This window comes from Variovorax sp. LjRoot130 (assembly GCF_964253755.1).
In the GTDB taxonomy this organism is placed as follows: domain Bacteria; phylum Pseudomonadota; class Gammaproteobacteria; order Burkholderiales; family Burkholderiaceae_C; genus Variovorax.
Genome location: NZ_CAXURM020000001.1, coordinates 5,641,838 through 5,659,915, shown reverse-complemented (window position 1 = coordinate 5,659,915; position 18,078 = coordinate 5,641,838). Strand labels below are relative to the sequence as shown.

General features: G+C 69.0%; 21 protein-coding genes. 17 read left to right on the top strand and 4 right to left on the bottom strand.

The features are described from left to right. Positions 1-13 precede the first annotated feature (13 nt). Complete coding sequence (locus tag ACSQ86_RS28040; RefSeq protein ID WP_436305977.1) at positions 14-265, top strand: formate dehydrogenase subunit delta; 252 nt, start codon at positions 14-16, stop codon at positions 263-265. Between the two features lie 16 nt (positions 266-281). Here the strand turns inward: ACSQ86_RS28040 and ACSQ86_RS28035 are convergent, their stop codons facing one another. Beyond that, positions 282-557 carry a hypothetical protein gene (locus ACSQ86_RS28035; RefSeq protein ID WP_436310060.1) on the bottom strand — a complete coding sequence of 92 codons (276 nt, stop codon included), beginning with the start codon at positions 555-557 and terminating at the stop codon, positions 282-284. Between the two features lie 55 nt (positions 558-612). On the opposite strand from ACSQ86_RS28035, the gene ltnD reads away from it, so the two are divergent. From ltnD to ACSQ86_RS27990, 9 genes are all read left to right on the top strand, one after another. Next, the gene (gene ltnD / locus ACSQ86_RS28030; protein WP_093108623.1) at positions 613-1,569 is read left to right on the top strand and encodes an L-threonate dehydrogenase; all 957 of its coding nucleotides are present in this window, start codon (positions 613-615) and stop codon (positions 1,567-1,569) included. Further along, positions 1,566-2,834: a 3-oxo-tetronate kinase gene (gene otnK / locus ACSQ86_RS28025; protein WP_436310059.1), complete on the top strand. Its 1,269-nt coding sequence runs from the start codon at positions 1,566-1,568 to the stop codon at positions 2,832-2,834. Before ltnD ends, otnK begins: the two co-directional genes overlap by 4 nt. After that, on the top strand, positions 2,831-3,508 hold the full coding sequence (locus ACSQ86_RS28020; protein ID WP_436310058.1) for a class II aldolase/adducin family protein: 678 nt from the start codon (positions 2,831-2,833) through the stop codon (positions 3,506-3,508). The genes otnK and ACSQ86_RS28020 overlap by 4 nt, the downstream gene beginning before the upstream one ends. Before the next feature lie 12 nt (positions 3,509-3,520). Then, positions 3,521-4,345, top strand: a complete 825-nt coding sequence (otnI, locus tag ACSQ86_RS28015) for a 2-oxo-tetronate isomerase (protein ID WP_436310057.1) — start codon at positions 3,521-3,523, stop codon at positions 4,343-4,345. After that, positions 4,342-5,532: an amidohydrolase family protein gene (locus tag ACSQ86_RS28010; RefSeq protein ID WP_436310056.1), complete on the top strand. Its 1,191-nt coding sequence runs from the start codon at positions 4,342-4,344 to the stop codon at positions 5,530-5,532. Before otnI ends, ACSQ86_RS28010 begins: the two co-directional genes overlap by 4 nt. Then, positions 5,529-5,987, top strand: a complete 459-nt coding sequence (locus ACSQ86_RS28005; protein WP_093108628.1) for a RidA family protein — start codon at positions 5,529-5,531, stop codon at positions 5,985-5,987. Before ACSQ86_RS28010 ends, ACSQ86_RS28005 begins: the two co-directional genes overlap by 4 nt. 211 nt (positions 5,988-6,198) lie before the next feature. Continuing rightward, positions 6,199-6,417 carry a hypothetical protein gene (locus tag ACSQ86_RS28000; protein WP_093108629.1) on the top strand — a complete coding sequence of 73 codons (219 nt, stop codon included), beginning with the start codon at positions 6,199-6,201 and terminating at the stop codon, positions 6,415-6,417. A gap of 44 nt (positions 6,418-6,461) precedes the next feature. Then, positions 6,462-7,073, top strand: coding sequence for an HAD family hydrolase (locus tag ACSQ86_RS27995; RefSeq protein ID WP_436310055.1), 612 nt, complete (start codon positions 6,462-6,464; stop codon positions 7,071-7,073). Between the two features lie 101 nt (positions 7,074-7,174). Then, a complete protein-coding gene (locus ACSQ86_RS27990; protein WP_436310314.1) occupies positions 7,175-8,380 on the top strand; it encodes a glycerophosphodiester phosphodiesterase in 1,206 nt (401 codons plus the stop codon). A 249-nt stretch (positions 8,381-8,629) separates the two neighbouring features. Here ACSQ86_RS27990 and ACSQ86_RS27985 read toward each other — a convergent pair whose 3' ends face one another. Together ACSQ86_RS27985 and ACSQ86_RS27980 are read right to left on the bottom strand one after the other, a co-directional pair. After that, complete coding sequence (locus tag ACSQ86_RS27985) at positions 8,630-9,460, bottom strand: class I SAM-dependent methyltransferase (protein ID WP_436310054.1); 831 nt, start codon at positions 9,458-9,460, stop codon at positions 8,630-8,632. Between the two features lie 3 nt (positions 9,461-9,463). Then, positions 9,464-10,276, bottom strand: a complete 813-nt coding sequence (locus tag ACSQ86_RS27980) for a class I SAM-dependent methyltransferase (protein ID WP_436305970.1) — start codon at positions 10,274-10,276, stop codon at positions 9,464-9,466. Positions 10,277-10,518: 242 nt separating this feature from the next. Between ACSQ86_RS27980 and ACSQ86_RS27975 the strand changes: the two genes are divergently transcribed. Beyond that, a complete protein-coding gene (locus tag ACSQ86_RS27975) occupies positions 10,519-11,052 on the top strand; it encodes an OsmC family protein (protein WP_436305969.1) in 534 nt (177 codons plus the stop codon). Beyond that, positions 11,052-12,041, top strand: coding sequence for an AraC family transcriptional regulator (locus tag ACSQ86_RS27970; protein ID WP_436305968.1), 990 nt, complete (start codon positions 11,052-11,054; stop codon positions 12,039-12,041). The genes ACSQ86_RS27975 and ACSQ86_RS27970 overlap by 1 nt, the downstream gene beginning before the upstream one ends. Before the next feature lie 6 nt (positions 12,042-12,047). Here the strand turns inward: ACSQ86_RS27970 and ACSQ86_RS27965 are convergent, their stop codons facing one another. Continuing rightward, the gene (locus ACSQ86_RS27965; RefSeq protein WP_436305967.1) at positions 12,048-12,593 is read right to left on the bottom strand and encodes an SRPBCC family protein; all 546 of its coding nucleotides are present in this window, start codon (positions 12,591-12,593) and stop codon (positions 12,048-12,050) included. Between the two features lie 19 nt (positions 12,594-12,612). On the opposite strand from ACSQ86_RS27965, the gene ACSQ86_RS27960 reads away from it, so the two are divergent. From ACSQ86_RS27960 to ACSQ86_RS27940, 5 genes are all read left to right on the top strand, one after another. Further along, complete coding sequence (locus ACSQ86_RS27960) at positions 12,613-13,845, top strand: NAD(P)/FAD-dependent oxidoreductase (protein WP_436310053.1); 1,233 nt, start codon at positions 12,613-12,615, stop codon at positions 13,843-13,845. 111 nt (positions 13,846-13,956) lie between these two features. Next, positions 13,957-14,472, top strand: a complete 516-nt coding sequence (locus tag ACSQ86_RS27955; protein WP_436310052.1) for a DUF1269 domain-containing protein — start codon at positions 13,957-13,959, stop codon at positions 14,470-14,472. Positions 14,473-14,517: 45 nt separating this feature from the next. Continuing rightward, the gene (locus ACSQ86_RS27950) at positions 14,518-15,672 is read left to right on the top strand and encodes a cytochrome c oxidase subunit II (protein WP_436305964.1); all 1,155 of its coding nucleotides are present in this window, start codon (positions 14,518-14,520) and stop codon (positions 15,670-15,672) included. Further along, entirely contained in the window at positions 15,669-17,465 is a 1,797-nt protein-coding gene (gene ctaD / locus ACSQ86_RS27945) for a cytochrome c oxidase subunit I (RefSeq protein ID WP_436305963.1), read from the top strand. The genes ACSQ86_RS27950 and ctaD overlap by 4 nt, the downstream gene beginning before the upstream one ends. After that, positions 17,462-18,076 carry a cytochrome c oxidase subunit 3 gene (locus tag ACSQ86_RS27940; RefSeq protein ID WP_436310051.1) on the top strand — a complete coding sequence of 205 codons (615 nt, stop codon included), beginning with the start codon at positions 17,462-17,464 and terminating at the stop codon, positions 18,074-18,076. The genes ctaD and ACSQ86_RS27940 overlap by 4 nt, the downstream gene beginning before the upstream one ends. Positions 18,077-18,078: the final 2 nt, after the last annotated feature.

Sequence of the window (18,078 nt, the reverse complement as noted above, 5' to 3'; positions counted from 1 at the left end):
TTCGAGAGGCAGCATGCACGATCCCGGCGCACAACTGGTCAAGATGGCCAACCAGATCGGCACCTTCTTCCAGGCCCAGACACCCGCCGACTCCGTCGCGGCCAGGCAGGCGATCGCCTCGCACCTGAAGTCGTTCTGGGCGCCCAGCATGCGCGCTCAGCTGCTGTTCCAGCTTGACGAAGGAGGTGCCGGCAACCTGCTGCCGATCGTCGCCTCGGCAGTGCGCAGCCATCGGACGACGCTGCTTCCCGGCGAGGCCGGCTAGGGCCTGTTAACAGGCCCTAGCCGGCCTGGAGCAGCCTGGCGTGCGCCACGCGCTCCTCGTGCACCTTGAGCAGCAACTCGTGGTACATGCACAGCGGCATGGCGACGAACACCATGCCGGCGACGTAGATGATCAGGCTCATCACCGGAAAGTCGGCGCTGCCCCAGTAGGGAATCGACGCGGCGGCCGCGCCGATGGCAATGATGGCGATCACCGCCTTCAATGCACGGCCCATGAAAGCAGCCCGCAAGTGGCCGGGCCGGTCGTCGCCCTTGTCTCCATCGTGATCCATGGTTTTCCTTGGTTGAGGCGCTACCGCTTCTTATCATGTGGGCCGGACCGGGGCAATGCTGAAGTCCCGCAGTGCGCGCGCTGCACCATCCCAACTCTCAGGAATCTCCATGAAAAAAGCAGGACTCGTCGGCCTGGGCGCCATGGGCGCCGGCATCGCGGCCACCTTGCGCAGCAAGGGCTACGAGATGCATGTGTGCGATGCGCGCCCCGGCGCTGCGCTCGCCTTTGCCGAACAGGGCGGCGTCGCCTGGGCCACGCCGGCGCAGGTCGCGGCCGAATGCGAGCGCGTCGTCTCGGTCGTGGTCAATGCGCAGCAGACCGAGGCGGTGCTGTTCGGCGAAGCGGGCGCGGCCGCGGCGATGAAGCCCGGCAGCGTGTTCGTGATGTGCTCGACGGTGGATCCCAACTGGTCCATCGCGCTGGAGGAACGCCTCGGCGCCGCCGGCATCCACTACATCGACGCGCCGATCTCCGGCGGCGCGGCCAAGGCCGCGAGCGGCCAGATGACGATGATGAGCTCGGCGAAGCCCGAGGCCTATGCCAAGGCCGATGCGCTGCTCGATGCCATGGCCGGCAAGGTCTACCGGCTGGGCGACCGCGCCGGCGCGGGCAGCAAGGTGAAGATCATCAACCAGCTCTTGGCCGGCGTGCACATCGCCGCCGCCGCCGAGGCCATGGCGCTGGGCCTGCGTGAAGGCGTGGCGCCCGAGGCGCTGTACGAGGTGATCACGCACAGCGCCGGCAACAGCTGGATGTTCGAGAACCGCATGGCCCATGTGCTGGCCGGCGACTACACGCCGCTGTCGGCGGTCGATATCTTCGTCAAGGACCTGGGCCTGGTGCTCGACACCGCGCGCGCGAGCAAGTTTCCGCTGCCGCTTGCATCCACCGCGCACCAGATGTTCATGCAGGCCTCCACCGCGGGCTTCGCGAAGGAAGACGACAGCGCGGTGATCAAGATCTTTCCCGGCATCGAACTGCCTTCCACTCCCAACAAAGACAAGCCATGACCATCCTGCTCGGCTGCATCGCCGACGACTTCACCGGCGCGACCGATCTCGCCAACAACCTGGTGCGCGCCGGCATGCGCGTGGTGCAGACCATCGGCGTGCCGCAAGAGCCGCTGGCCGCCGAAGTCGATGCGGTGGTGGTGGCGCTCAAGTCGCGCACCATCGCGCCGGCCGAGGCGGTAGCGCAATCGCTCGACGCGCTGCGCTGGCTGCAAGCGCAGGGCGCGCAGCAGATCTATTTCAAGTACTGCTCCACCTTCGACAGCACGCCCGAGGGCAACATCGGGCCGGTGACCGAGGCGCTGATGGATGCGCTGGACACCGACTTCACCATCGCCACGCCGGCCTTCCCCGACAACAAGCGCACCGTCTTCAAGGGCTACCTGTTCGCCGGCGAGGTGCTGCTCAACGAGAGCGGCATGCAGAACCATCCGCTCACGCCGATGACCGATGCCAACCTGGTGCGCGTGCTGCAGGCGCAGACGCGGCGCAAGGTGGGGCTGATCGATCATGTGGCCATGGCGCAGGGACCGGCCGCGATCGGCGAGCGCATCGCACAGTTGCGCGCGCAGGGCGTGGGCATCGCGATCGTCGATGCGGTCTCGAACGACGACCTGCTGCGCCTCGGCCCGGCGCTGGCGCAGATGCCGCTGGTCACGGCCGGCTCGGGCGTCGCGATCGGGTTGCCGGGCAACTTCGGCATCGCGCCTTCGTCCGCCGCGAGCGCGCTGCCTGCGGCTTCGGGGCTCAGGGCCGTGGTGTCGGGCAGCTGCTCGCTTGCCACCAACCGGCAGGTGCAGCACTTCATCGCATCGGGACGGCCGGCGCTGGCGATCGATCCCTTGCGCATCGCGGCAGGCGTCGACGTGGCGACCGAGGCGCTGGACTGGGCTGCACCGCTCGTCGAATCCGGCCCGGTGCTGGTCTATTCGACGGCCGAGTCCGGCGCCGTGAAATCGGTGCAGGGCCGGCTCGGCGTCGAGGAGGCCGGCGCGATGGTGGAGCGCACCATCGCCGCGATCGCGCGCGGGCTGGTCGCGCAAGGCGTGCGCCAGCTGGTGGTGGCGGGCGGTGAAACGTCCGGCGCCTGCGTGCAGGCGCTCGGCATCGCGCAACTGCAGATCGGCGCGCAGATCGACCCCGGCGTCCCGTGGTGCCATGCGCCGGCCGCGGCGGCCGGCGGCGCGAGTCTGCATATCGCGCTCAAGTCCGGCAACTTCGGCACTGACGATTTCTTTTCGAAAGCCTTTACAGTCATCGGATGAAAGAGAGCGAATCGCGCGAAGAGATCTGCCGGATCGGCCGCAGCCTGTTCGAGCGCGGCTATGTGCATGCCACCGCCGGCAACATCAGCGTGCGGCTCGATGACGACGGCTTCCTGATCACGCCCACCGATGCCTGCCTCGGATTTCTCGACCCGGCGAAGCTCGCGCGCCTCGATGCCGGCCTGAACCAGACCGCCGGCGATCGCGCCAGCAAGACCATCGCGCTGCATGCGCGCATCCACGCCGCGGCCACGCGATTCGATGCCGGCACGCGTTGCGTGATCCACGCCCATTCCACGCACTGCGTCGCGCTCTCGCTGCAACAGCCAGGCGAAGAACTGCTGCCGGCCCTCACGCCCTATTTCGTGATGAAGGTCGGCCATGTGCCGGTGATTCCGTATCAGCGCCCGGGCGCGCCCGAAGCGGCCGAACTGGTGGCACAGGCCATCGAACGCTACGGCGCGCAGGGCACGCCGATCCGCGCCGTGATGCTCGAACGCCTGGGCCCGAACGTGTGGCACGAGACGCCCGCCGCCGCCATGGCCGTGCTCGAGGAACTCGAGGAGACCGCGAAGCTCTGGCTATGGAGCGGCCAGGCGATCGAGCGCCGACCGCAAGCCCTGGGCCCGGCCCAGATCGATGAACTGCGCCGCAGCTTCGGCGCTCGCTGGTAGAGGTTTCTTGTCATGCCCCGATTCGCCGCCAACCTCTCGATGCTCTATCCGGAGCTCGATTTCCTCGACCGCTTCGAGGCCGCCGCCAAGGACGGCTTCGAAGCCGTCGAATACCTCTTTCCCTACCCCTACGAGCGCCGCGAACTCGCGGCCCGCCTCTCGGCCCACGGCCTGCAGCAGGTGCTGTTCAACGGCCCGCCCGGCGACTGGGACCGCGGCGAGCGCGGGCTGGCCTGCCTGCCGGGCCGCGAGGCCGAATTTCGCGAAGGCCTCCTGAAGGCGCTGGACTATGCCGAGGCGCTCGATTGCTCGCGCGTGCACGTGATGGCCGGCCTGGTGCCCGAGGGCGTGGAGCGCGAGGCCGTGCAGCCGGTCTACATCGAGAACCTGCGCTGGGCCGCCGCCGAGGCGGCCAAGGCCGGGCGCAATCTGCTGATCGAGCCGATCAACACGCGCGACATTCCGCGCTTCTTCCTGAACCGGCAGGACCATGCGCACGAGATCGTCGAGATGGTCGCCGCGCCCAATCTCCAGGTGCAGATGGACCTCTACCACTGCCAGATCGTCGAGGGCGACGTGGCGATGAAGATCCGCAAGTACCTGCCGAGCGGCCGCGTCGGCCATTTCCAGATTGCGGGCGTGCCCGAGCGGCACGAGCCGGACATCGGCGAGCTCAACCATCCCTATCTCTTCGACGTGATCGACGAGGTGTCGGCCCAGTGCGGCTGGCAAGGCTGGGTCGGCTGCGAATACCGGCCGCGCCGCGGCGCCGTGGCGAGCGGCACATCGGACGGCCTCGGCTGGCTGCGGGCGCTGCCGCGCACACAGGCCGCATGAGGCTCGAAGCCGTGCGCATCCCGCCGCGCCTGCGGGGCTTTGCGGCGCGCGATGCAGAGGTCTTCGATGTCACGCTGGTCGGCGCGCAGGTTGCGACCATCGAAGCGAGCGAACTGCCGGCGCGCGGCACCCTGCTCAGCGCCATGGTCGATGCGCATGCGCACATCGACAAGAACTACACCGTGCGCGAGGTTGGCGCGGCCGAGGGCAATCTGTTCGCGGCCATCGGGCGCATGGCCGCGCACCGCGCGCACTGGACCGGCGACGCGCTGCGCGCGCGCATGGAACGCGCACTGCACGAAGCCTGGCGTGCCGGCACGCGCGCCCTGCGCACGCACCTGGACTGGAACAGCGCCGAGGCGCCGGCCTCGCTCGCGGTCTTCGAGGAGCTGCGCTCGCAGTGGCACGGCCGCATCGAGCTGCAGTTCGTCGCGCTCGTGCCGCTCGATCTGTTCGCCGATCGCGAAGCCGGCGAGCGCATCGCCCGCGCCGTGCAGCGCGCGGGCGGCGCGCTCGGCGCCTTCGTCTATCGCAACGAGGGCATCGTGTCCAAGCTGGGGCGCGTGCTCGACCTCGCGCAGGACCACCAGCTCGCGCTCGATTTCCATGTCGACGAAGGGCTGGACGCGGAGGCGACCGGCCTGCGCACCATCGCACAGCTCGTGATCGCGCGCGGGCTGCATGGCCGCGTGCTCTGCGGCCATGCTTGCTCGCTGTCGGTACAGGAAGACGCGGCCGCCAGGGACACGCTCGGCCTGTGCGCGAAGGCCGGCTTGCACCTCGTGGCGCTGCCCACCACCAACCTCTACCTGCAGGGCGCCTGGGACCGCACGCCGGTGCCGCGCGGCATCACGCGCATCCGCGAAGCCGCCGCGCTGGGCCTGCGCGCGAGCCTGGCCACCGACAACGTGCAGGACTCCTTCTATCCCTACGGCGGCTACGACCTGCTGGAAACCTTCGGCCTCGGCGTGCAGATGGCGCACCTGGCGCCGGCATCCGACTGGCTCGACGCGATCACCGTCAGCCCGGCGACGGCGCTGGGCCTGGGCTGGGACGGCCGCATCGCGTCCGGCTGCCCCGCGGACCTGGTGCTGCTGGCCGCGACCGACGAATACGAACTTCTGGACCCGCGCGGACAGCGGCGCACCGTCATCCGCGCGGGTCGGACCCTGGAGAACGGCGAATGAGCATGGGCAAACCGATGGCCAACTACGCGGCCGCCAAGCGCGTGGGTGATTTCGTCTTCATGAGCGGCGTGGTCGCGGTCGATCCGTCGACGCGCCGCGCGGTGGCCGGCTACGACGACATCCCCGAAGAAGCGCGCCAGGGCTTGCGCACGCTCGGCTACGCCACCGGCCAGATGTCGGTGGACGTGTTCGAGGCGGCCATCGTGGCGCAGAGCTGGTTCGTGCTGGAGCGCATCCGCCAGATCGCGGCCGAGCACGGCGGCACGATGGACGACGTGGTCAAGCTGGTGCAGTACTTCCGCCAGCTGCCGCACTACGCCTTCTACAACCGCGTGCGCGGCCTGTTCTATCCCGGCGAGCCGCCGGTCAGCACGGTGGTGGAGGTGTCGCGCTTCCTGCCGGGGGACGAGGTGCTGGTCGAGGTGGAAGCGACGATGTATTTGCCGCAGCACTGAGGGCGCGCCTCTGACCGGCGCAGCGCCGGTCCTCGAAGATTTTTTGTGATCTTTCGCACAACCGGAACGGATTTCCCTGCGTATCTCCTGCAAAAGAAGCGGCGTCGGTCGTTACGTAGAGAGCCTGGCACGGTGGATGCAAGGCCATCGGCGAGCGGGCTTCACGCCATTTTTTTGACATTCCATGTCTCGCCGATTGCAGGAGACGATCATGTTGCAAAGTTCTTCGATGCAGACTTCAGCCGCGTTCGAGATCCGGTTCCAGTCCCTGTTTCAACAAGGCCGCGCGCTGGCCTTCCCCTGCGACCGCACGGGCCTGGTCGACCTCGACGCCATGAGTGAAACTGCCAGAAACAACTACTTGTTCGCTCGAGGCATGATCGGCCGCGAGTACGCGATGCCCTTCGTCCAGGCCTGCGAACGTCATTGATCCGGCGTTGACATCGTGTTGCCGATCATTGGCTGCGCATCGCGATGTCCATTTCTCTTGTCCTGTTCGACCTCGACGGCGTGCTTTGCGACTACGACCGTTCGGCGCGGGTCGCCCACCTGGCCGCGCTGACCGGGCAGAGCGTCGACGCCGTGCGGCGTGCGATCTGGGATTCCGGGCTGGAAGCGCGGGCCGATGCGGGCCTCATGAGCGGCAAGGACTATCTCAGCGAACTGGGCCTGCTGCTGGGCCATCGCATCACGCTCGACGATTGGCTGGCCGCGCGGCGTGCCGCGACGACGCCGAAGGCCGAAGTGCTCCGGCTCGCGAAGGCCGTGGCCTCGAGCCGGCGCGTCGCGGTCCTCACCAACAACAGCCGCCTGCTCACCGAGCACATGGATCGCGTGTGTCCCGAGGTCGGCGAGCTCTTCGATGAGGGCACGATCCTTTCCACGGCGTCGTACGGCGCCACCAAGCCTGCCCCCCAAGCCTACTTGCGCTGCCTGGAGGAATTGGATGCAATGCCTGCCGGAACGCTCTTCATCGACGACGTCGATTCGAATGTCGCTGGCGCGATCCAGGCCGGCCTCCATGCCTACATGTTCATCGGCGCCGAGGCCATGGCGCTGGAGCTGGCATCGCGCGGGTTGATCTAGTTCACTCGGTTGTCACGAAGGGCGCATACCGTCCGTTCGCCACATCAACGAGGAGAACTTTCGTGAACCATTCGAAGAAATTCTGGGCTGCGCTGCTGGGCATGGGCATGCTGCTCGCAGCCGCCGCGCCTGCCGCCGCGCACGAAGAAAAGGCACGCCGGCGCGCCGACAACGCGCCGCTGGTGATCGGACACCGGGGCGGCGCCAACGGCTATCTGCCCGAGCACACGCTGGAAGCCTATGCCCTCGGCATCGCCCTGGGCGCCGACTACATCGAGCCCGATCTGGTCGCCACCAAGGATGGCCAGCTGATCGCGCGCCACGAGCCCAATCTGATAGACACCACCAACGTCAAGGACCTGCCGCAGTTCGCCAGCCGCCGCAAGACCGTCATGGTCGACGGCATCGCCACCGACGGCTTTTTCGCCAGCGACTTCACCCTGGCCGAGATCAAGCAGCTGCGCGCCGTCCAGTCCTTTCCCGAGCGCGACCAGGGCTTCAACGGCAAGTTCCAGATTCCGACGCTGGCCGAGGTGATCGAACTGGCCAAGCGCAAGTCGCGCGAGGAGGGGCGCCGCATCGGGATCTATCCGGAAACCAAGCACCCGACCTACCACCAGGGCATCGGCCTGCCGCTGGAAGACCGGTTGCTGGGCGTGCTGAGCGCTGCCGGCTGGAACCACCGCAACGCCCCGGTCTTCATCCAGTCCTTCGAGACCGCCAACCTGCGCTACCTGCGCAGCAAGACCAGCGTGCGGCTGATCCAGCTGGTCGATGCCAACGACGTCAAGCCCGACGGCTCGCTCGACTTGAGCAAGCCCTACGACAAGCCCTACGACTGGGTTGTCTCGAACCGCGCTGGCCTGTTCAGTGATCTGGTGACGCCGCGCGGCCTGCAGGAGGTGAAGGGCTACGCCGACGGCATCGGCCCGTGGAAGCCTTATCTGATATCGAGCGCCTGCAAGACGGTGCAGAACGGCGCCTGCGCCGACGTGACGGGCGACGGCGCGGTCGACGAGCGCGACCGCGTGTTGCTGCCGCCCACCGACGTGATCGCCAATGCGCACCGGCTGGGCCTGCTGGTCCATCCGTACACCTTCCGCAGCGAACAGAAGCGGCTGACCGGCAGCTTCGGCGGCAACCCGGTCAATGAATACCTCGCGTTCTACGAGGCCGGCGTCGACGGCTTGTTCAGCGACTTCGCCGACACCGCGGTCGCTGCGCGCGCGATGTTCCTGCTCAAGCACGATCCCGACTACGCCGGCTGTCTGGTCAATGCACGCCGGTGCGAGAGAAACAATGACTGAGCGGGTGCTCGCGCGGATCCTGGGCGCGGTCCTGGCTGCCGTGGCGCTCGCGCAGCCGGCCCATGCCGAGGGCGGGTTGCCCGGCTCGCCGGCTGCGGTCGGGCAAGGCCCGGGCGCCTCGACGACCGCGGCGCCCGCCCAGCCGGAGAGTCTGGGCGGCGCGATCTTCAATCCGTTTGCTGCGCCGGCATGGGCGTCTGCGCGGCGCCCGGTCGCGGTCGAACGCGACTCCGGGTCTCGCAGGCCCGACTACGTCCTTCGCTCCGGCGCGGCAGCGCCGACCACCACGAACTCTCCCGGCACCCGGTAGCCCGCACCCTGCCGCCACGCATCGATCGCTTCGAGGTAGCGCGCGCGGACCCGCGTGCGAACCTCTTCGCCGAAGCGCGACCAGGCCAGCGCCACGGGTCCGCCGGCAAAGGCCGCGTTGCAGGCCTCGTCGCCGTCGGCATAGCACAGCGTCGTCGCGATGCGGCGCTGTTCGACGGCCTCGAAGCCGGCCTCGGCGCACAGGCGTGCCAGCGTGTCCTGCTGCCCGAGCCGGAAGAACAGCGGGCAGACCTCGCTGGCGACCTCGGCGTCGACGATCGGGAACACGGCCGACCAGCCGCAGCGCGATCGTTCTCCCCACACGGCAAGCGCCATGCGGCCGCCCGGGCGCAGGACCCGCCGCATTTCCCGCAAGGCGCGTTCGGGATCGGGCAGGTACATCAGGCCGAGTGCGCACAGCGCGAGGTCGAAGCTCGCGTCCGGCAGTGCCAGGCTTTCGGCATCCATGCGCGCAAAGCCCACGTTCGACAGCGCCTTGTTCGAGGACTGAAGCCGGGCGGCGTCGACCATCTGCCCGGACAGGTCGATGCCGAACACCCGGCCATCCGGACCGACCGCACGCGCCGCCTCGAAGGCGACCAGCCCGGTGCCGCAGGCCACATCGAGCACGCGCTCGCCCGCTGCCGGCGCCGCCATGGCCAAGAGCCCGGCGCGGGCGTCGGCGAGCTGCGCCTGCCACAGCGCTTCGTAGTCGCCGGCCGCCAGGTCCCAGCCGTAACGCTGGACGCGCCGCTGCAGCCTGGCATCCATGGTTCAGCGCCGCGTGACCACGATTTCGAGGTAGTCGCTGGGCACGACCAGCGATGCCGGGCCGGCCCGGTTGCTGCGGTCCAGCAGCTCCGTCAGATCGCGTTCCAGCGCGGCGGCGCCGTCGGCGGGCAGGGCCGCGAAGGCCTTGTGGACCGGCCCGTACCAGGTACGGAACACCTCGATGAAATGCGCGGCCGAACGGTAGCGGAAGTTGAACTGCCGCTGCGTGATCGCGATCGACGCGGCGCGTTCGCCGAAGAGTTCTTTCAGGTGCGCCTCGGTGCCCCACAGCGAAGGCGGCTGCACGCCCGCCGGCGGCGGCAGGTGGCGGCCCAGCACCTTGAACAGCTGGCCGATGAAGCCCTCGGGCGTCCAGTTGGCGAGGCCGATGCGGCCGCCGGGGCGGCACACGCGCGCCAGTTCGGAGGCCGCCTTCGCGTGGTCGGGCGTGAACATGACGCCGAAGGTCGACAGTACGGCGTCGAAGCTGGCGTCCTTGAAGGGCAGCGCCTCGGCGTCCGCGGTCTGGAACTCCACGTTCAGGCGTTCTGCACGCGCGCGCTCGGCGCCGCGGTCGAGCAGCGCGGCCACGTAGTCGGTCGAAGTCACCTGGCAGCCGCGCCGCGCTGCGGCCAGCGTGACATTGCCGTTGCCGGCCGCGACGTCGAGCACACGCTCGTCGCAGCGCAGGTCGCAGGCCTCGGCCAGCTGCTCGCCCACCAGCTGCAGCGTGGTGCCGATCACGGCGTAGTCGCCGCTGGCCCAGGCGGTCATCTGGCGGCTCTTGATGGCGTTGAAATCGACGGGTGCATTCATGGCGCTGGTCCTTGGGGTGTTGAAGTGGGGGAAGGCCTGAACTGTCGCGCGCCGCCGCGGCGGCGTCCTGCCTGCGCGTCGGCCTGGCCTGCCCCATCGTCCGCAATGCGGCCGTCGGCATGCCGAGCGTCCGGGCCGGTTGCCCATTCATCCGTCCGAGCGGCATAGTCCATATCTCCTCTAGGCGCCGCGCGCCGACGCGCCCAGAATGGCTGTATCCAGTTCGATGCGGAGAGCAACCCATGGCAGCAGAAGACATCGCGGCGGCATTGCAGCGGGTGGAGGCGGTGCTGCGGCGGCGCCCCGAGGCCGGCCTTCACGAAGACTCGCAGGCCGTGGCGCGTTGGACAGGCGCTTTGGGGGTGATCGCCAGCCATGCGAACGGGACCGAGGTGGCGACCGACATGCCGGGCGAATTCGGCGGTGGCGGCGATCGGGTCACGCCGGGCTGGCTGCTGCGCGCCGGATTCGCATCCTGCGTCGCCACCCGCATCGCGATGGGCGCTGCCACCGAGCGAATCGAACTGGAGCAACTCGAGGTGCGGGTCGACAGCCATTCGGATGCGCGCGGCATGCTGGACGTGGCGGAGGCCGACGGCACGCCGGTGATCGCCGGGCCACTGGACATGCAACTGTTCGTGCGGATCTCCGCACCCGGCGTGGCGCCGCAGCGCTTGCGAACGCTGGTCGAAGAGAGTCATCGCTGTTCGCCGATGTCTTGGGCGATTCAGCTCGCGGTGCCGGTGACCCTGCGCATCGAGGTGGGTGACAGCTGATGGACGCCCTGTCCGAGACCCTTCGCGTCGTGCGGCTGGTCGGCGCCATCTTCATCAACGCCCGGTTCACCGCGCCCTGGTGCTACCAGTCGCCGCGCGCCGATACGGTGGCGCCGATCCTGGAGCCCGGCGCCGAGCGCGTGGTGATCTTCCACCTGATCACCGAGGGCGAGTGCTATGTCGAGCTCGCCGGCGAGCCGCCGGTGCACCTGATGGCGGGCGACGCCATCATCTTTCCGCAGGGCGATGCGCATCGCATGACTTCGCAGCCGGGGCTGCCGCCGGCCACCGGGGGGCGGCTCGCCGAGGTGCTGACGCGCCGGCCGCGCCAGCTGGCCTACGGCGGCGGCGGTGCGACCACGCGCCTGGTGTGCGGCTATCTCGCTTGCGATGCCCGCCTCGCGGGGATGCTGCTGGCGGGGCTGCCTGCGCTGGTCCGGGTCAATGTGCGCGGATCGAATGCCGGCACCTGGCTGGAGGCCTCCGTTCGCTACGCGCTGGCCGAGGCGCGGTCGCCGCGGCCGGGCGGCGCCGGCGTGCTGGCCAAGCTGTCCGAGGTGCTGTTCATCGAAGTCCTGCGCCTGTACATGAACGAGCAGGGCGAGGGACGCACCGGCTGGCTGGCGGGCGTGGGCGACCGGATCGTCGGCGCCGCCCTGAACGCGCTGCACAAGAGCCCGGCCCATGCCTGGACGCTGGACGAGCTCGCTCGCACGGTCGGCAGTTCGAGGTCGGTGCTGGCCGAGCGCTTCCAGCAGCTGGTGGGAAGCTCGCCGATGCAGTACCTGACGCAGTGGCGCATGCTCTTGGCCGCCAATCTGCTGTGCCGCAGCAATGCCCCGCTGGCCAGCATCGCGGAGGACGTGGGCTACCAGACCGACACGGCCTTCAGCCGCGCCTTCCGGCGCGAGTACGGCGCGCCGCCGGCGGCCTGGCGCCGCAGCCGGTCGATGCGCGACCAGGTCGCGCAAGTCCGACACGCAGCTTGACCATGCTCAATGCTTGCCCTCGAGCGTCGCCTTCAGTTGCCGCACGGCCTGCGCCGACTCGGCATCGATGCGCGCGCGCAGGCTGAAGCGGTTCAGCAGCGCGAACAGCAGATTGGGTGCGCGGTATTCGAACTCGCGCACGAAGTGCGTGCCGCCCGCCGCGGGTGCGAGCGAGTAGCTGACGACGCCGGCCGCGCGGCCGTCGATCTCGCCGGCGATGCGCCAGAGCCGTTCGGGCTCGCGCGCCGTGACGCGCCAGGTCACGCGCCCGCGGCGCCCGGCGACCTGGAAGTCCTCCACGACCGACTCGCCGACCGTGAGCGGATGATCGGCATCGCCGCTGACGGCGAGCGAGGACGGGTGCCAGCGCGGCCAGTTGGCCGGCGTCGTGACGTAGGCGAAAACTTCCGCCGGCGGCCGCGCGATGTCGGCCTCGGTGACGATGCGGGTGCGCCCCGCATTCATCGGCACGAACAAGGCGGCGACCAGCACCGCGAGCACGAGAAGGGCGAAGGCCCATCGCTTCCACGTACGATGCGTCGAGCGTTTCATCGTTGACCTCCATGTCGCCATGACGATGCATTCTGTCCCTGCTTCGTGCGAGGTGCTCGTGGTCGGCGCCGGGCCGGCCGGCAGCGCCTGCGCGCAGATGCTCGCGCGCGCCGGGTTCGATGTCGTGCTGTGCGACCGGCACGACTTCCCGCGCGATAAGGTCTGCGGCGACGGCCTGATTCCCGATGCGCACCGCGCGCTCGCGCGGCTCGGCGTGCTCGACGAAGTGCTGGCACGCGCACGCAGCGCAAGGCATGTCGGCTGCATCGCGCCGCACGGCGGACGGGTCGAGGTGCCGGCCCAGCTGGCTGTGCTGCCGCGCCGCGAACTCGACGACATCGTGCGCCGGGCCGCGCTGGCGGCTGGCGCGCGCTGGCTCGCGCCGGCGCGCTTCGATGCACTGCTCTTCGATGCCGGCCAGCGCGTGGTCGGAGCACGGCTCAGGCTGGCCGGCAGCAGCATGCACGAGCTGCGCGCGCGCTGGACCGTGCTCGCCACCGGCGCGGCGACGGATCCTTTGATTGCGGCAGGCGTCTGCGTGCGGCGCGCGCCGAGCGGCTTCGCGCTGCGCGGCTACGTGAAGAACGAGGCGATGGCCGCGCGCATCACCGGGCTCGAAGTCGTGTGGCACCGCGCGCTGCGCGGCGGCTACGGCTGGATCTTTCCTTGCGGCGCCGGCATGTTCAATGTCGGTGTCGGGCTCATCACCCACGGCCAGGATCAGGCAGCGATGCCGGAGCGCAACCTGCGCGAGCTCTTCGCCGCCTTCGCGCACCTGCATGCGCCGGCCCACGAGCTGCTGCAGGGCGGCACGCAGGTCGGCGCGCTGAAGGGCGCGCCGCTGCGCTGTTCGCTCGAAGGCGCGCGCTGGTCGCGGCCCGGGCTGCTGGTGGCGGGGGAGGCGGCGGGCAGCACCTATCTGTTCACCGGCGAGGGCATCGGCAAGGCGCTGGAGACCGGCATGCTCGCTACAGAAGCGCTGGTCGAAGGCCGCGAACCAGGGCCGGGCGAGGATGCGGCGGTGCGCTCGCATTACGAAGCCGCGCTCGCCGCGCTGAAGCCGCGCTTCGCCGCCTACGCGCAGGCCAATCGCGTCAACGAACACCCGTGGCTGGCCGATCTCGTGATCTGGCGTGCGCGCCGCAGCGCGCGCATCGTCGGGCGCCTCGCCGGCGTGCTCGAGGAGACACACAATCCCGGCAAGCTCGTGAGCGCCAAGGGACTGGCGCGGCTGTTCCTTCCGCTCGGCTGATTGCCCCGGCGTCGCCTTTAGAGGCGGCGTGGGGTTGCTAACGGCCTCCCCCTGGCCTATAAGTCATCTATGGTTTCTTTGTCTCGTCGCAAGACGAGGAAGGAGAGCGCCATGAAGAGACGCATTTACTGGCTGATGCCGGATCCGGCGAGTGCCAGGCGGGCGATGCACGATCTTGTGCAGGCGCGCGTCGACGCTGCGCACATTCATTTCGCCGCTGCCGAAGGCATGGACATGACCGGGCTCCATGCGGCCAACGCGCTGCAAACCTCGGACGTCGTTCATGCCGCAGAAAGCGGTCTGGTGATCGGCGGCGCCGTCGGTACCGCGGTCGGGCTCGTGGCCGCGCTGCTGTTCCCCGTCGTCGGGGAGGCACCCGAATGGGAAACGGCTGCGCTGCTGGCCGTGCTCGGAGGCCTGATCGGTGCCTGGTCGGCCAGCATGATCGGCATCTCCATTCCCAGTCCGCGGCTTGCGCGCTTCGAAGGCGCGATCGGGCGCGGGCAGATTCTTCTGATGGTGGACCTGGCGCCGTCGCGCGTGCAGGCCATCGATGCGCTGTTGCGAACCGCCCATCCGGAGGCCCGTTTCGAGGGCGAGGAGCGGCTGGTCCCCGCGCTGCCCTGAAGCGCGTGGACTGCGAATCGCCGATGACGAGTCGAGGTGCCACACATGATCATGGCCATCGCGCTCGCAATCATCGTCGTCGCATCGGTGCTTTTTCACATTGTCAATCCGTGGTGGATCACTCCCCTGGCATCCAACTGGAAGCCGATGGACGACACCCTGACCATCACGCTGGTGATCACGGGCCTGTTCTTCGTCGTCATCAACCTCTTCGTCGTCTACACGCTGGTGCGCTTTCGCCACCGCGAGGGCGTGCGCGCGGTCCGGCAGCCCGAGAGCAAGTCGCTGGAGCGCTGGCTGATCGGCGTCACCACCGTGGGCATCATCGCGCTCCTGGCGCCCGGCCTGGTGGTGTACGCGAACTACGTCAAGACGCCGCATGACGCCCTCACGCTGGAAGTGCTGGGCCAGCAGTGGCAGTGGCGCTTCCGCTTCGCCGGCGCGGACGGCAAGCTGGGGCTGACCGAGACGCGCTTCGTCAGCGCGACCAATCCCTTCGGCCTCGACCCCGCCGACGCGGCCGGGCAGGACGACATCCTGATCGCGGCGGACGAGGTGCACCTGCCGCTGGGCAAGCCGGTGAACGTGCTGCTGCGTTCGCACGACGTGCTGCACGACTTCTACGTGCCGCCCTTCCGTGCCCGCATGAACACGGTGCCGGGGCAGGTCAGCACCTTCTGGTTCACGCCGACCGTGACCGGCCGCTACGAGGCGCTGTGCTCGCAGCTGTGCGGCGTCGGCCATCCCAACATGCGCGCCCACGTGGTGGTGGAGGACGCGGCGAGCTTCCAGGCCTGGCGCGACGCGCTGCCGACCTTCGCCGCGATGCAGGCCAACGTGCGCGCCGCTGCCGCAGCGGGGGCCGGCGCCGGTTCGCTGGCCGAGCGGGGCCGCGCGCTGGCGGATGCCAAGGGCTGCGTGGCCTGCCACACGATCGACGGCAGCCCGCGCGTGGGGCCGACATGGAAAGGCCTGTACGGCAAGACCGAAAGCCTGCGCGACGGCTCCACCGCGAAGGTCGATGAAAAATTCCTGCGCGACTTCGTCCGCGATCCGCAGGCGCGCGGCATCAAGGGCTTCGCGCCGGTGATGCCGAAGATCGAGCTGAGCGACGAAGAGCTGGCCGCGCTGGTGGCCTACATCCAGACCCTCGGCGGCCCGCCGGCGCAGGCTGCCGGTGAACAGAAGGCGCAAAGATGAGCGCGATTCCCACCCCCACCGGCGATATCGCCGACACTGCCGGCCACCACGCGCCGCAGACTTTCCTGACGCGCTACGTCTGGAGCCAGGACCACAAGGTGATCGCGATCCAGTACGCCTGCACGGCCATCACGGTGGGCGTGATCGGCGTGGTGCTGTCCAACCTGATGCGCCTGCAGCTGGGCTTCCCCGGCGTGTTCGAGTTCATCACGCCCGAGCGCTACTACCAGTTCGTCACCATGCACGGGATGATCATGGTGATCTACCTGCTCACCGCGCTCTTCCTCGGCGGCTTCGGCAACTACCTGATCCCGTTGATGGTGGGCGCGCGCGACATGGTGTTCCCGTATCTCAACATGCTGAGCTTCTGGGTCTACCTGCTGTCGGTGATCGTGCTGATGGCGAGCTTCTTCGTTGCCGGCGGACCCACCGGCGCGGGGTGGACGCTGTACCCGCCGCAGTCGATCCTGCCCGGCACGCCGGGGCACGACGGCGGCATCATCCTGATGCTGATCTCGCTCGTGATCTTCATCGTCGCCACGACGATGGGAGGCCTCAACTACGTGACCACCGTGCTGCAGGCGCGCTGCAAGGGCATGACGCTGCTGCGCATGCCGCTGACGGTATGGGGCATCTTCGTCGCCACCATCCTCGCGCTGCTCGGTTTTCCGGCGCTGTTCGTCAGCGGCGTGATGCTGCTGCTCGACCGCGTGGCGGGCACCAGCTTCTTCATGCCGGCGCTGCTCTCGATGGGGAAGGCGACCCAGTACAAGGGCGGCAGTCCGCTGCTGTTCCAGCACCTGTTCTGGTTCTTCGGCCATCCCGAGGTCTACATCGTGGCGCTGCCGGCCTTCGGCATCGTCTCCGACCTGATCAGCGTGCATGCGCGCAAGAGCATCTTCGGCTACCGCATGATGGTCTGGGCCATCGTCGCCATCGGGGGCTTGAGCCTCGTGGTGTGGGCGCACCACATGTTCGTCGCCGGCATGAACCCGTACTTCGCCTTCTTCTTCGCGACCACCACGCTGGTCATCGCGGTGCCGACTGCCATCAAGGTCTACAACTGGCTGCTCACGCTGTGGCGCGGCGACATACACCTGTCGGTGCCGATGCTGTTCTCGCTGGCCTTCATCTGCACCTTCGTCATCGGCGGGCTGACCGGCCTCTTCCTCGGCAACGTGAGCGTCGACATCCCGCTCTCGGGCACCTACTTCGTGGTGGCGCACTTCCACATGGTGATGGGCGTGGCGCCGCTCTTGGTGGTCTTCGGCGGCATCTATCACTGGTATCCCAAGGTGACCGGCCGCATGCTCAACGACTGGCTCGGGCAGCTGCATTTCTGGATCACCTTCATCGGCACCTACCTGATCTATTTCCCGATGCACTACCTCGGCGTGCAGGGCATGCCGCGGCGCTACTACAACTTCGACAACTACGCGTTCATCCCGCCGTCCGCGTACAGCCTGAACACCTTCATCACCGTGGTGGCGCTCGTCGTCGGCGCGGCGCAGCTGCTGTTCATCTTCAACCTCGTCTGGAGCCTGCGCTACGGCCGGCGCGCCGATGCCAACCCCTGGCGCGCCGCCTCGCTGGAATGGCAGACGCCGCAGACGCCGCCGGTGCACGGCAACTGGGGGCCGGAGCTGCCGGTGGTCTACCGCTGGGCTTATGGCTACGGCGTGCCGGACGGTCCGAAGGACTACGTCGCGCAGAACGAGCCGCCCGAGGCGGGCGGCATGGAACCCGAGGCCTACAAGGGCAAGGACGACGAGGTTCGGGGGGCACCGACATGAACGCGATCGCCGCGCTGCCTTTTGCAGAACGTGATCACGCGGCCGCCGCGAGCATCGGCCTGTGGGTGTTCATGGGCGTGGCCACCGCGCTGTTCTCGCTCTTCGCCACGGCCTATGTGATGCGCATGAGCGCCAGCGATGCCGTCGCGCTCGCGCTGCCGTGGCAGCTGTGGCTCAGCACCGCGCTGTTGTTCGCGGGCGGCGTGGCGCTTTCGAAGGCCGGCGCGACGGCGCGTGGCGGCCACGGCCTGGCGCGGACGCGCCGCCTGCTGCTCGCCGGCGGCCTCTGCGCGCTGGCCTTCCTGGCGGTGCAACTGTGGGCCTGGCAGGCGCTGCTCGCCGCGCAGGTGATGCCGGCCGGCAATCCGGGCGGCAGCTTCTTCTATCTGCTGACCGCCATGCACGGGCTGCACGTGGCGGGCGGCCTCGCCGGCTGGGCGTGGACGGCACGCGCCGCATGGCGGCCGGCGGCGCGCCTTGCCGATCTCGCATGGCGCATCGGGCTCGTCGCGCGCTACTGGCACTTCATGCTGGCGGTGTGGCTATTGTTGTTCGCCATGCTGGGCTGGCTGACGCCGGAGGTGGCACGCTTCATCTGCGGCACCGCCTGATC